This window comes from Synechococcus sp. R5-15 (assembly GCF_047462035.1).
Lineage (GTDB): Bacteria > Cyanobacteriota > Cyanobacteriia > Thermostichales > Thermostichaceae > Thermostichus.
In genome coordinates this window covers 16423-29122 of record NZ_JANSIK010000047.1, presented here as the reverse complement: position 1 = coordinate 29122, position 12700 = coordinate 16423, and the positions used below count along the sequence as shown (strand labels likewise).

Below are 12700 nucleotides of genomic sequence, written 5' to 3'. Positions count from 1 at the left end.
CACGTAGAACCCCATCTTGATTCATCTCCATGCCTGACTCTTTTTCGCCTGCTGCCGCTCCCCCCGGTGAGGCTGAGCCTTTGGGCGATAGGGAGCCCAATCCGGATCTGCTCACAGCTTCCTACGACTACACCCTCCCTCCAGATCGGATTGCGCAAACGCCGGTGGAGCCCAGGGATCAGGCGCGGATGCTGGTGGTGTACCCGGATAGGCACGAGCATCGCCGCTTCTGCCATCTGCCTGACTACCTGCAGGAAGGGGATCTGCTGGTTCTCAACGATACCAAGGTGATCCCGGCCCGCCTGTTCGGGGCCAAGGAACCCTCCGGGGCGCGGGTCGAAGTGTTGCTGCTGGAGCCTTGTCTGGAAGGGATCCCTGCCGCTGCGCAACCTCTGCCGGATCAGGCGTGGAGCTGGCGGGTTTTGGTCAGGCCGGGCAAACGGGTGAAGGTGGGGGATCGGATTGGTTTTTGGAGCAAGCAGGGATCCCCCTCTGGGCTGAGGGCCACCGTTCTGGCTTTGGATCTGGAAACCGGCGGGCGAGTGGTGCAGTTTGAGTGGGAAGGGGCGCAACCTTTTGAGGAAATCCTGGAACAGGTGGGCCGGATCCCGCTTCCTCCCTACATCAAGGCTTCCGGATCCCCGGGCTCAGGACAAGTTCGCCCTGAAGACTACCAAACCCTCTGGGCCAAACACCCCGGCTCGGTGGCTGCTCCCACGGCAGGGCTGCACTTTACCCAGGAGCTGCTGGAGCGGCTGGCCCAAAAAGGGATCCAAACGGCCTACATCACCCTGAACATCGGCCTGGGTACCTTCCGACCGGTGGAAGCGGAGCGGGTAACCGAGCATCGTCTCCACAGCGAGTGGCTCAAGGTGCCGGCAGAAACGGTGGCAGCCATCCAAAAAGCCCAAGCCCGAGGGGGGCGGGTGATCGCGGTGGGAACGACTGTGGTGCGCTCTTTGGAAACCGCGGCAGCCTCTGGCACCTTGCAGCCTTGGCAGGGGAAAAGCGATCTATTCATCTACCCCGGCTACTCCTGGCGGGTGATTCAAGGACTGGTCACCAATTTTCATCTGCCCCGCTCCAGCCTGATGATGCTGGTGGCTGCGCTGATCGGGCGGCAAAGGCTGCTGGATCTCTACCGAGAGGCCGTCGACCAGGGGTATCGCTTCTATTCCTTTGGGGATGGCATGCTGATCCTGCCCTAGGGCTGGGGCTGACCTCCCTGGGATCCCTTGAAGGAACCGGCCTCCGCCTCTCCTTCAACTGGGGTCGAAGGACGGTCTTGCCCGCCGGCAAACCAGTTCCGGATGCGATCCCATTCCACCTGATGGTAGCCGTCCACCACCCAATTGGCCCGCCGCTGCAGCATGTGCAGAGGAAAGAAGGTGGCCAGAGCCAGCACCGGGATCCCTGCCGAACGGGCTGCCTGAATGCCGGAGTAGGTGGCTTCAATGCTCAAACACGCCTGGGCAGGCAATTCCATCCGCTGCAAAAGCAGGCGGTGCAAGTGTCCTGGGGAAAATATTGGGCCTGCATCATCCCCCGTCACTCGATAGGAGCCCACATCGGTCAACTGTATCAGGGCCGGGCAACAGGACTGGAAACGCTCCAGAAAAGCGGTCACCTCGGCTGCCGATTGGCCGCACAGCAGGCCGACCTTCAGTTGCAGCCGCTCCAGCGTCTCCAAAGTTTCCCTCAGGCCGGGAATGAGAGGCAGCTCCCTTTGCCCCTGCAAAGCTTGCTGGTAGTATAGGGCCTTGCGTTTCAGCAGCTCTTCCAGCTGCTTGGGGTTGAGCACCCGCCCCTGCTCCCCCCACAGAGCCGGCAGGCGCTCTCGATCCGGTCGGCCCAGGTATTGCAGCCGATAGAGCTCCCGCTGCCCAGGGGATCCCGACTTCGGCCAGCACAGGTTCCAGGGGCGCAGGTTCTCTTCCACCAGCAGTTGGTTGATGGCCTGTAGGTGCAAGTTCTCGTCATCGGCCACCACTCCACTCCAGCTCAAGATCACCCCTTGCAGTCCCATAGGGGGGACATCACCCTCTGCTAACGACCGCAACCCAACTGCATCAAAGCAGATGGCTTGTCTATCCATTTTGGACGCGACGCTCGAACTCTTCCCGAGTGGTGTCCACCAATTGCACTGCCTCTGGATAGAGCTGAGGATGGTTTTGCTTCAGCCAACTGAGCACCCGTGCCAATTGAGCTGCACACAGATCCAAATCCGCTTGAAAAATAACCGCCGCCGCCATGTGCTGAGCATATTCGGGCGGGTGACCCTGCTGCGCCAGCTCCGCCGTCAAAGCGGCCAAGGCTTGTTGGCGAACTGAGGGCAGTGAACTTTCGGGAGAAGACATAGGCCAAGCCCTTCAAGCGGGAGAGTAGCGGCGCAAGGCCAGCGTGACGTTGTGCCCACCAAACCCAAAGGCATTCACCAAAGCGGCCTCAACAGCCATCTGCCGCCCCTTGTGGGGGACAAAATCCAGCCCTTCGCACTCGGGATCGGGGTTGTCCAAGTTGAGGGTGGGAGGAACCCAGCCGTGGTGGATGGCCAAAGCTGTGGCCACCGTGGCAATGCCGCCCGCTCCCCCCAACAGGTGGCCGGTCATGGACTTGGTGGCGCTGATGGCCAAACGGGGGGCATGCTCGCCAAAGACCGACTTGATGGCCTGGACCTCGGCGATATCCCCTACAGGGGTGCTGGTGGCATGGGCATTGATGTGTTGCACATCCCCAGGCTGAAGCCCGGCATCCTTGAGGGCCAGCCGCATCGCCCGGGCCGCTCCCTCGCCGCCGGGGGCAGGGTTGGTCATGTGGTGGGCATCGCAGGTGAGGCCATAGCCGACTATCTCCGCATAGATCTTGGCCCCGCGGGCGCGGGCGTGCTCCAACTCCTCCAGCACCAGGATCCCTGCTCCTTCCCCCATGACAAAGCCATCCCGATCCCGATCAAAGGGCCTACAGGCTTGCTCCGGGGTGTCGTTGCGGGTGGAAAGGGCCTTCATGGCACTGAACCCCGCCATGGACAAAGGGGTGACCGCCGCTTCCGTGCCACCTGTAATCGCCACTTGCACCTCTCCCCTCTGGATGAGCCGAAAGGCATCGCCAATGGCGTTGGAGCCAGAGGCACAGGCCGTAACTGTGCAGGAATTGGGGCCTTTGGCGCCAAAATGAATGGCCAGGTGACCCGCAGCCATATTGGCGATCATCATGGGCACCATGAAGGGGCTACAGCGATCCGGCCCTTTCTGCAGATAGATGGTCTGCTGCTCTTCCAAGACGCGGATGCCGCCGATGCCGGTGCCCAAGATCACCCCCACTTGCTCAGCGTTGAGAGCGGTGATGCGAAAGTCAGCGTCCTCCAAGGCTTGCCGGGTGGCCGCCATCGCCAGGTGCACAAAGCGGTCGGTGCGCTTGACATCCTTGCGATCCAAGTAGTCGAGGGGATCAAATCCCTTCACCTCTCCGGCAATACGGCAATCGTGGCGGGAGGCATCAAAATGGGTAATCGGCCCAATGCCGCAGCGCCCTGCCAGCAGGCTCTGCCAAAACTCGGCAGGAGAGTTGCCGATGGGGGTGACCGCGCCCAGCCCCGTAATCACAACGCGGCGGGTTGGCCTGAGAGCAGTGGCGGGATCCAGAGTAGCCATCGTCCGGTGTTAGCCCAGGGGTATGGAGGCAGATTAGGCAGCTTTCTTCGAGAGGATGTAGTTGACAGCGTCTTGCACGGTGGCGATCCTTTCTGCATCTTCATCGGGGATCTCCAGGTCGAATTCCTCTTCAAAAGCCATGACCAGCTCCACCGTATCAAGGCTGTCGGCCCCCAGGTCGTTCTGGAAATTGGCTTCTGGGGTCACTTTGTCATCTTCCACGCCCAGTTGATCGGACACGATCTTGCGAACACGGCTATAAACTTCGTCTGCGCTCATGCTTGGAATCCCAACTCTCGATTCAGCGTGTCTTGGCCGGGCCAACCAGCGGCCAATGAAGCAATCCCTATTGTATCGGACAATGGATCCCCTCTTGTGAGCAGCCTCACCTGCATTGGCTGCTGCGGCCAGGGTATGGGAATTGGACGGCAGCCTTTTCGGTTGTGGGAAAGAAAAGCTAGTATAGTCCACTGCGTCTCTACCACTGGATTCTAAGGAGAACTTGCTTCCATGCCCCGCGCTTACGAAACGATGCTGATTGTGCGTCCTGATCTGTCAGATGAACCCCTCGAACAACTGCTCAGCAGTCAGGAGGCAATCCTGCGAGAGAACGGAGTAACCCACGTGGAGATTACCAATAGGGGCAAGCGCCGCTTTGCCGGGTTTGAGATGAAAAAGTTCAAGGAGGGTCTGTACATCCAGTTCAACTACGAAGCCGAACCCAATGCGGTGGCTGCCTGGGAGAAAAACCTGCGCATCAACGAGAGTGTGCTGCGCCACATGACTCTCCGCGTCGGCTAGGTTTGACGGCATCCTGGCCTGCGGGCATGATGGAAGTGCGCTGAGCTGCCCCTTATCCCTGGATGGCTCCGTTATGAACTCGATTGTGTTGATGGGCGAGGTTCTGTCTGAGCCAGAGCTGCGCTACACCCCTGATAACTTAGCTGTTGCGTCCTTGGTGATTGGCTTTCCCAGCTTGCGCCCGGATGAGCCGCCCTACCGGGTGCGCGTTTCCTCTTTTGGAGAACTGGCCAAAAGGGTGGTGGACACCTGCCATGTGGGCGACCAAATCACAGTGGAAGGCCAACTGCACATGAATGTGGTGGAGCGAGATGGGCGCAAAGAAAAGCTGGCCGAGATCACCGCGCGCCGTGTCCATCAGCTGGGATCCGCTCGCGTTCTCTCCCTGACGGGGATGGGCGAACCGGCGATTGTGGAATCCTCTGAGGGGGATGTGGTTTCCCCACCGGAGCCGGACGATCTCCCGTTCTAACGGTTGCGAGACTTGCCGGGATCCCCCATGTCTCAGGAACTTGCTGCGGGTGAACCTTTGAGATCCCTGCGGGTCATCGGCTACTCGGTGCAGGGGCGTCCCATTCACCTTTGGCAGCTCACCCAAGGGATCCGCTCCTTGCTGCTGATCGGCGGAGTACACGGGGACGAGGTGGAAGGATACACTCTGATCGAGCGCTATGTGGCCTCGGGGAGATGGGGATCCCTGGCCGGGAAAGCGACCCTATGGGCAATCCCTCGCTTGAACCCGGATGGCTGTGCCCTGGGGCAACGTCTCAATGCCAACGGTGTGGATCTCAACCGCAATCTGCCTACCCAAGATTGGATCCCGGCCTCTTTGGAAGCTCGCTATCCGCCCGGAGCAGCCCCAGGCTCCGAGCCCGAGACGCAGGCGTTGTTGGGGGGCTTGGCCCAGATGCGGCCCCAATTTATCCTTTCTGCCCACTCCTGTCAGGCACACCCCTGTGTGAACTACAACGGCCCTGCCCTTGAGCTGGCCCAGGTGATGGCCGCTTGCAACGGCTTGCCCATTACCGCCGACATTGGCTACCCTACCCCTGGTTCTCTGGGCACTTGGGCAGGGCAGGAACGGCGGATCCCAACCCTAACGCTGGAAATCCTGCGGGGCACTCCCCTCGATCAAGTCTGGCAAGAGCAGGCCGAGGCGCTGCAGGCGGTGTTGGAGTGGGCAGCCCAAGGCGATGCCTTCTGACCGGTGTCAAGATCTCTGAACTTTCGTTGCCAATCTGCCTAGTTCGTTCAAGATATCTGGGGTTTTCTCGCCCAAATCTTCTACAACACAGATAGGTGGGGCAGAGCAGAGGGGAGCTTGGAGTCGAGGGAAAAGGGGTCAGAGGTCAACCCCGAAGTCACGCTGCTTCTGCCTTGTGCCCCGCTGTCAGCCATCTGGAGGAAGCCGATATGTTCAGCAGGATTTTGGTGGCATTGGATCGGTCGGAGCTGAGCCAGGGAGTATTTCAAAAGGCCGTCCAAGTGGCCAAGGCCATGCAGGCCCAGATGATGATTCTCCATGTTCTGTCTCAGGAAGAGCCGGGCGCCCCAGAGCCGCCGATGATCCTGGGGGTGGACTATAGCTCCGCCATCAGCGCCGAGCTGTGGCAGTCCTACCGGGAGCAATGCGCCATCTTCGAGCAAAACCAGATCGACTACCTGCGCTCGCTGGTGGAGAAAGCGGCTGAGCACGGGATCCGTGCTGAGTACAGCCTCAACTACGGCAACCCCGGTCGGGTCATCTGCGATCTGGCCCGCTCTTGGGATGCGGACTTGGTGGTGGTGGGCCGCCGCGGCCACTCCGGCCTGAGCGAGCTGTTTCTGGGCAGCGTCAGCAACTACGTGCTGCACCGCGCCCCCTGCTCGGTGCTGACGATACAAGGGGAAGCCCTGAAAAAAGCAACCCAAACCGCGGAGGAGAAGACAGCTACCTCTGCTGGCTAAGGCTCTAGGAACTCGGGGGCGAGGGGGTGGAAGGCGGTTGCGTGAGTGGGGCGGAGTCCTTGCTCTCCGGCTGGCCCTCCAAGAGGCGATTCACTTCGGTTTCCAGGCTGTTGAAGGTGCTCAGCTCGATCACGGCAATGTCCGGCTGGCGGCTGCTTTGCACATAGGCCCGCAAGCCAGAGGAGGCCAAGCTCAGGGCCAAGGGATCCTGCTCGGCGTCAGGCTTGGGCTCAAAGGTCAGCCGTAGGTCGGGCTCAGACAACACCCTTTGGGCTTCCGCGTCGGCCTGTTCCACAAACTCCTTGGCGCGGGCAGCATTCAGGCTGGAGAACAGAGAGCCGAGATCCACAGGCTGGCCCGGTCGCTCCGGGTTTTCCCAGCGCAGCTCCAAGGATCCCTTCTCTGAAGGCCGAGGGGTGAGGGTGACCTTTTCCCCTTGGGATTCTAAGGTGACTTGGCCCACTTGGTTGGCGTTGAGGCGGGCAATGCGGTGATCCCGCAGCTCTTCCAAGTCGGAGCGGAGAATATCGGCGGTGGAGGTGAGCAAGGTGGCTACTGCCGGGTGCTCAGAGGTGATGACGTACACCTGGCCATCTTTCTCCGATCCCAAAGCGACCTTCAGGGTTTTGCCCTCCTCCAGCTCTACCGTCAGCCGGGCGGAAGGCTGCTCCAAGCCATAGGGGGCTAGATCCGTCTGGGTCTCGGCGGGGAACTCCACGGCCTGCAGGCGGGCCAGAGTATTGAGCAAGCGGTTGACGTTGATCTCATCGGCAGGCAGCTCTCTGGGCTCGACAATCTGCCAAGTATTGTCTTGCCGCTGCAGGCGAACAACTTCCGGCTCCGCCTCTGCCAACTGCACTTGCAGGGCCTTCACCTCGGCAGTGTCAAACCGAAGCAAGGTTTTGTCCCGCAAAGCCAGTAGGGAGGGCAACAGGGATCCCTTCTGGGCACTGCTTAGAAGCACCACCTGTCCCCCTTCGGGCTGGGCGTAGAAGCCGGAGCCATCGAAGTTGTCGTTGCCGATGGCTAGGCGGTAGGGATCCCCTTCTTTGGGGAAAAGGGCGATTTGGTGTCGCGGCTGATCCAGGCCAAAAGCGGCCAGGTCAGTGACCCCCTCCAGAGTGATTTGGGGGGTGAGGCGGGAGAAGGTATTGAGCAACTGCTCAATGGGGAAGTCCAGCGCCGCTGACTGAATGGGACTGACAATCCGCCAGCGGGATCCCTCTTCTTCCGGAGTGCGCTCCAAAAGGATTTCCAAGTACTCCGCACCGCTGCCGCGAACGGGTTCCCCCTCTTTCTGTTGGCGGATTTCAATGCGGGCAATGGTATCGGTGGCAAGATGGAACAGCCGCGCTCGCTCCGCCTGTTGCTCCTGACGCAGTTGCTGGATGTTGTCCAAGAGGAAGTAGCCCAGCAGACAGGCCACCGCCAAACCCAAAAGAACCCAGGTGGTTCGCTTGAACATACTGGACTCTCCTCCTACCGTCTTTGCCACCACAGGGCAGCTCCGGAACCCAGGGCCGCCAAGGGCAAAAGGACCGTTGATCCCAGCACCAGCCAGCGGAAGTTTTGACCGGTCAGGGTGAGACGGCGATCCGTGATGGATTTGGGGCGGATGGAGATCTGCTCCGTTTGCTCAGTCAGCCAGTTGAGGGTGTTCAAGAAGAGATCCCGGTTGCCCTGCTGCCGCAAGTTGCCGTTGAGGGCAAAGTTGACATTGCCGATCACCACCAGGCGGGCCTCCTGCGGGGATCCTGTGTCGGCCTGGTCGGCGTCCAAACGGCGGGTTAAAGCAACACCCAAGGTGAGGGGGCCGGGCTTGTCCTGATCCGGATCGAATTGCAAGGGGCCACGTTCCAGCTCAGGACTGGTCTCCCCCCAACTTTGCGGGCCGGTGCGCAGCAAGGGCGTGGCTTGGATCCCTTCCCGAGCTTGGGTTTCTACCGAACGAGCTAAGGGAAAGAGGGTCATCAGCCGCTGGGCGGCCAAGGGGGCGGTAATGGGGTGATCCCCGTAGGTAGTAACCAGGGCAACCGCCGGCCCTGTCCCCAGAAGCTGGCTGATGCTGCTCGCCTCCAGGATGATGTCATCCCCCAAGACCACGCCCCACTCTTCCAGCAAGGGATCCAGGCCGGCATCCACCCGCGGCCCAATCAACAACAGCAGCCGTCCGCCTTTCGCCAGATAATCCTGCAGTTTCTCCACCTCGCCGGGGAACAAAGCCCGCTGTGGCCCCGCCAGCACCAGGACATTCGCATCCTCTGGGATCCCCTCTTGCACCAAGTTGAGGGGCTCTACCCGATAGCCTTCCTGGCCCAGGGCTGCCGCCGCCTGAGCCAGAGTTGGGGCGCCTTCCCTCGCTTGCAGCCCCACTTCCCCATGCCCTTGCACGAAATAGGCCACTAACTCCCCTCGGTTGACCACTTTGGACAAGACAGGGGTCAGTCTGCTCTCCAGGTCAGGGGCAGGGGGCTGAGGCAGTTGTTGCCGGCTTTCTCCGGCCTCCACCACCAGGGTGTTGTTCTGGGTCACCTGCAGCCGCTGAATGGTCAGGGGATCCCGGTTGGGATCCACAAACTCAAACTGGAAGCGGTTGGGGTTGAGGCGGCGATAGCGCTCCAGTTGTTCCCGCAAGTTGGGATCCGGCGCCGTGGTGACCACCCAAACTTTGACCGGTTGCGCCAATCCCTGCACCAATTGCCGGGTTTGGGGCGAGAGGGTAAACAGACCCTCCTCAGTGAGATCCAGCCGCAGGTCGTAGCGCACCGCCACCACATTCACCAGCACCAGAATGACGGCCATCGCCGCCGCCGCCACCAGGATGTTGGCGTTGGTCTGGGTGGAACGCAAACCGAGGAAGACCCCCACCTCCTGCCGGTGGGTGATGCCCCAAGCCACCAGCAGGGCCAAACCTGTTGCCAGCATGCTCAGGGGCACAGCCGTCCAACCGGTAAAGGCGGATCCCACCACCAGGCCAATGGCGATGACGCCAATGCCCAGGATCCCTGTCCAGTCCTTTAACGCGCGCCAGTCCTTCATAATGCTCCGCACCGCTGCCGCGAACACCGCACTCCTCCCATCTGACCTCAGCTCTGTTGCCAGCGCAGGCTTTCCACCGATTGCACCGTGGCAAACAGCCCCAGGACGATGATGCTCAAGAAAAGAATGAGGCTGCTGCTGCTGAGGATCCCTTGCACCCAGTTGCTGTATTGCTGCAGCAAAGATACATGCCGCAGCGTTGCAGCAATCCAGTTTTCCTCCTGGCCGGCTGCCGCGTCGATCACCCAGAGCAACAAAATCAAGCCAAAGGTGGCCACTGCTGCGATGAGGGTGCTGTCTGTCAGAGAAGAGATAAACAACCCCAAGGCCATAACGCTACCCGCCAGCAGGGTTAGGCCCACATAACCCATCAGGGTCAGGCGGTAGTCCACTGCCGGGTTGGCGCTGCTCAGCACCAGCACATGGTAGACCAGCGGCGGCAGCAGCAGCGTGATGAAAAACACCCAGACCGCCAACCATTTGCCCAGGGCCACCTCCAAGTTGGTGATGGGAGAAGTAGCCAGCAGCTCCATCGTGCCTCGCCGCCGCTCCTCGGCATAGGAGCTCATGGTGAAGATGGGCAATAGAAATAAGGAGAGGGTGCCCAAGAGGTTGAGAAACTGCTGCGACAGGATGGTGGCGGCGTCAAAAGGGTTCTCCTGGCCGAACTGGGCGAAAAGATCCACCTGCTGAGAAAAGCTGATCACCCGCACCAGAATATTAAAGAAGAAAAACCCCGCCAGTCCCCAAAACACCGCGGCCACCACATAGGCGATGGGCGAGGTGAAGTAGCCGCGCAATTCCTTACGAAAAATGGCAATTGCTCCGTTCATGCCGCTTCCTCCAGTAGGCCCTCGGATCCCTCTTGCGTAGTGAGCTGCAGGAAAATCTCTTCCAAAGAAGCCTGCGGGCGGCCTATCTCGTAGAGGTCGATCCCTGCCTGCACCAGCACCCTGGCCACCTCCGGGATCCAGCCGTCCGCGGCAGCGTTGCTCTTGAGCTGCACCTGCCAGCGGGAGAGATCCGCCGCCAAGGGCTGTAGGCTCACCACCTCCACTTGGGGCAAAGGCTGCAGGGCCGTCCGGATGGCCATTGCCTCGGTTGCCCCCACCACCAGCTTTGCCTGCTGCCGATCCTGGAGCTGGGCTGTCAGCTCGGCAGGCGTGCCAATGGCCGCCACCTGGCCGCGGTTGATGATCACCACTCGGTCGCAGGTCATGCTCACCTCGGGCAGGATGTGGGTGGAGAGGATGATGGTGTGCTCCCCCGCCAGGCTCTTGATGAGCTTGCGCACCTCGATAATCTGCTTGGGATCCAGCCCAATGGTGGGCTCATCCAGGATGATCACCGGCGGGTCGTGAACCAGAGCTTGGGCGATGCCCACCCGCTGCTTAAACCCCTTGGAGAGCTTGCGGATGAGGGTGTGGCGCTTTTCTTCTAGGCTGCAGCGCCGGATCACCTCGTCCACCCGCCTGGATCGGTCGCCGGGGCTGACCCGCTTGATCTGCGCCACAAAGTGCAGATACGCCTCCACCGTCATCTCCATGTAGAGGGGCGGGTTTTCCGGCAGATAGCCAATGCGCTGCCGCACCGCCATCGAGTTTTCGTGAACATCAAACCCGGCCACCCGCGCCGTCCCCTCGCTGGCAGGCAGATACCCCGCCAAAATGCGCATGGAAGTGGTCTTGCCAGCCCCATTCGGCCCCAAAAAACCCATGATCTCGCCGGCGTTCACCTGGAAGGAAACATCGCGGATGGCAGTGAAGCTGCCGTAGGTTTTGCTCAGATGCTCAACTTCGATGGCACCCGCGGTTGCACGAGCAGTGGGTAAACCTGTCATCAGCAACTCCTAACCTAGAGGGTCAGCAGCGATTAGCAAACGGTCCAAGGCCGAGTTACCCCTATTCCCAAAGAGGACAAATGTCGGGAAGCAGGCTCGGGCAAGAAGGCGGGCAACAGCGCTGAGGCCACATGCCAACTTAGCATAGCGACGGCGAGGATGAGTCGAGGGAACTGGGATCCCTTTCCCCCTTTTGGTGGGGATCCATCGGTTGGCTAGTCGGCAGGGCTTGTGAGGGATCCCCACTGTTCCAGTCCCAGAACGCGGCTTTCCCCTGGACAGGCCGCCACCACCTCCCCAATGGGGAAGGCTTCGGGGAGCAGGGATCTCACCTGATTTTCCGCCTCAGGGGGGATCACCAGCACATAGCCCACCCCCAGGTTGAAGGTGCGGAACATCTCCAAGGTCTCCACCTGGCCCTGTTCTTGGAGCCAGAGAAACTCCTGTGGGATGGGCCAGCTATGGGGCTGCAGCCGCGCCGCCTGGTTGGGGGCCAAACAGCGGGGCAAGTTTTCCGGGATCCCGCCGCCAGTGATGTGGGCCATGCCGTGGATGGCGATCCCTGCTGCCTGCAGCCGCTGCACCGCCTGCACGTAGATGCGGGTGGGGGTGAGGAATACTTCCGCCAAAGGCCGATCCCAGCCGGGAGGCCGGTGATCCCAGCGCCAACCCCGGTCGGCCACAATCCGCCGCACCAAGCTGTAGCCGTTGCTGTGCAGGCCGCTGCTGGGCAAAGCCAACAGCCGATCCCCAAGCTGTACCCGCGACCCATCCAGAATGGCCGCCTTCTCCACAATTCCGACACAAAACCCGGCCAGGTCGTATTTCCCAGGGGGATAGAACCCCGGCATCTCCGCCGTTTCCCCCCCCAGCAGTTGGCAGCCCGCCTCCTGGCAGCCCGCCAAGATGCCGTCGATCACCTGCAACAGGGCTTCCGGCTCCAGTTTGCCGGTGGCCACATAGTCCAAGAAAAACAGCGGCCGGGCCCCCACCGTCAGCACGTCGTTGACGCACATCGCCACCAGATCAACACCTACCCCCCGGTGCTGACCCCACTGCTGGGCAATGTCCAGCTTTGTCCCCACCCCATCGGTGCCCGCCACCAACACCGGCGCTTGATACCCCGTCGGCAGCTCAAACAGACCGGCAAAGCCGCCGATGCCGCCCAAGGTTCCTGAAGAACCTGAGGACGGAATTTGAATCCGTTCAACGCGCTCGCGGATCCCCCTGACAAAGGCCTGGCCCAGATCGATGTCAACCCCTGCTGAGCGGTAGTCCAAAATGCCAAAACCCCTTATGCTATCAAGACTTGAGCTCCTGTGTCCGACCGTACAAACGGGTCAACTCAGAAACCTATGGTACATTAACTTCTGTTTTAACCGTCGCACTGGAAGTTGTACGAGATTGGAGAGGAGCGCGGCCT

At 61.0% G+C, this 12700-nt stretch carries 14 protein-coding genes; 5 read left to right on the top strand and 9 right to left on the bottom strand.

What is annotated here, in order from left to right; translation table 11 throughout:
• The first annotated feature begins 29 nt into the window (after positions 1 to 29).
• Positions 30 to 1208 carry a tRNA preQ1(34) S-adenosylmethionine ribosyltransferase-isomerase QueA gene (gene queA, locus NW839_RS04940; RefSeq protein WP_414350635.1) on the top strand — a complete coding sequence of 393 codons (1179 nt, stop codon included), beginning with the start codon at positions 30 to 32 and terminating at the stop codon, positions 1206 to 1208.
• On the opposite strand, the gene NW839_RS04935 is transcribed toward queA, so the two are convergent.
• The 4 genes from NW839_RS04935 to NW839_RS04920 all read right to left on the bottom strand — a co-directional run bounded on the left by NW839_RS04935 (position 1205) and on the right by NW839_RS04920 (position 3929).
• Positions 1205 to 2026 (bottom strand): HAD family hydrolase, encoded by an 822-nt coding sequence (locus NW839_RS04935; protein WP_414350637.1) that lies wholly within the window; start codon positions 2024 to 2026, stop codon positions 1205 to 1207. The two genes, queA and NW839_RS04935, sit on opposite strands and share 4 nt — an antisense overlap.
• A 61-nt stretch (positions 2027 to 2087) precedes the next feature.
• Positions 2088 to 2357, bottom strand: a complete 270-nt coding sequence (locus NW839_RS04930; protein WP_414350639.1) for a hypothetical protein — start codon at positions 2355 to 2357, stop codon at positions 2088 to 2090.
• Between the two features lie 12 nt (positions 2358 to 2369).
• Positions 2370 to 3650: a beta-ketoacyl-ACP synthase II gene (fabF, locus tag NW839_RS04925; RefSeq protein ID WP_414350641.1), complete on the bottom strand. Its 1281-nt coding sequence runs from the start codon at positions 3648 to 3650 to the stop codon at positions 2370 to 2372.
• Positions 3651 to 3683: 33 nt separating this feature from the next.
• Positions 3684 to 3929 (bottom strand): acyl carrier protein, encoded by a 246-nt coding sequence (locus tag NW839_RS04920; RefSeq protein WP_414343279.1) that lies wholly within the window; start codon positions 3927 to 3929, stop codon positions 3684 to 3686.
• Positions 3930 to 4160: 231 nt separating this feature from the next.
• On the opposite strand from NW839_RS04920, the gene rpsF reads away from it, so the two are divergent.
• From rpsF to NW839_RS04900, 4 genes are all read left to right on the top strand, one after another.
• The gene (gene rpsF / locus NW839_RS04915) at positions 4161 to 4451 is read left to right on the top strand and encodes a 30S ribosomal protein S6 (protein WP_011433268.1); all 291 of its coding nucleotides are present in this window, start codon (positions 4161 to 4163) and stop codon (positions 4449 to 4451) included.
• A gap of 73 nt (positions 4452 to 4524) precedes the next feature.
• Entirely contained in the window at positions 4525 to 4923 is a 399-nt protein-coding gene (locus tag NW839_RS04910; RefSeq protein WP_414332102.1) for a single-stranded DNA-binding protein, read from the top strand.
• Positions 4924 to 4950: 27 nt separating this feature from the next.
• Positions 4951 to 5655 carry a M14 family zinc carboxypeptidase gene (locus tag NW839_RS04905; RefSeq protein WP_414350642.1) on the top strand — a complete coding sequence of 235 codons (705 nt, stop codon included), beginning with the start codon at positions 4951 to 4953 and terminating at the stop codon, positions 5653 to 5655.
• Positions 5656 to 5750: 95 nt separating this feature from the next.
• Positions 5751 to 6398, top strand: coding sequence for a universal stress protein (locus NW839_RS04900; RefSeq protein ID WP_414350644.1), 648 nt, complete (start codon positions 5751 to 5753; stop codon positions 6396 to 6398).
• Positions 6399 to 6402: 4 nt separating this feature from the next.
• On the opposite strand, the gene NW839_RS04895 is transcribed toward NW839_RS04900, so the two are convergent.
• The 5 genes from NW839_RS04895 to purM all read right to left on the bottom strand — a co-directional run bounded on the left by NW839_RS04895 (position 6403) and on the right by purM (position 12557).
• Complete coding sequence (locus NW839_RS04895) at positions 6403 to 7863, bottom strand: DUF4340 domain-containing protein (RefSeq protein WP_414350645.1); 1461 nt, start codon at positions 7861 to 7863, stop codon at positions 6403 to 6405.
• A 14-nt stretch (positions 7864 to 7877) separates the two neighbouring features.
• A complete protein-coding gene (locus NW839_RS04890) occupies positions 7878 to 9437 on the bottom strand; it encodes a GldG family protein (RefSeq protein WP_414350646.1) in 1560 nt (519 codons plus the stop codon).
• Positions 9438 to 9484: 47 nt separating this feature from the next.
• Entirely contained in the window at positions 9485 to 10270 is a 786-nt protein-coding gene (locus tag NW839_RS04885) for an ABC transporter permease (RefSeq protein WP_414350648.1), read from the bottom strand.
• A complete protein-coding gene (locus NW839_RS04880) occupies positions 10267 to 11277 on the bottom strand; it encodes an ABC transporter ATP-binding protein (protein WP_414350650.1) in 1011 nt (336 codons plus the stop codon). Before NW839_RS04880 ends, NW839_RS04885 begins: the two co-directional genes overlap by 4 nt.
• A 215-nt stretch (positions 11278 to 11492) precedes the next feature.
• Positions 11493 to 12557, bottom strand: a complete 1065-nt coding sequence (purM, locus tag NW839_RS04875) for a phosphoribosylformylglycinamidine cyclo-ligase (protein WP_414350651.1) — start codon at positions 12555 to 12557, stop codon at positions 11493 to 11495.
• Between the last annotated feature and the right edge of the window lie 143 nt (positions 12558 to 12700).